The organism is Burkholderia sp. SIMBA_051, from assembly GCF_046534915.1.
In the GTDB taxonomy this organism is placed as follows: Bacteria; Pseudomonadota; Gammaproteobacteria; order Burkholderiales; family Burkholderiaceae; genus Burkholderia; species Burkholderia ambifaria.
On record NZ_JAWRXS010000241.1, the window covers coordinates 1 to 274 of the forward strand.

Annotated in this window: 1 pseudogene; it reads right to left on the bottom strand. The window is 62.0% G+C overall.

Features of this window, described 5'->3' with window-relative positions:
- Positions 1 to 274: pseudogene (locus SB771_RS34355) on the bottom strand (branched-chain amino acid ABC transporter permease); the annotation flags it as partial.

Here is a 274-nt window from a genome sequence, read left to right on the forward strand (position 1 = left end):
TCGTTGTCGCGAATCGCGAGCAACGTACGGCCGAATACCGAATGGGACACGCGCATCAGGAGCCAGAACACGACGAGGAACAGCACCGCGACGAAGCCGTAGTATTGCCACGGCGAGGTCAACGGCAGCAGCGCTTTGCCGAACAGGCCGAGCGCGGGACGCGGAATGTCGAGCAGGCCGTTGTCGCCGCCGGTCAGATCGGGCGTGGTGTAGGCGAGAAAATAGAATAGCTGGCCGAATGCCAGCGTCAACATCACGAAGTACGTGCCGCGCT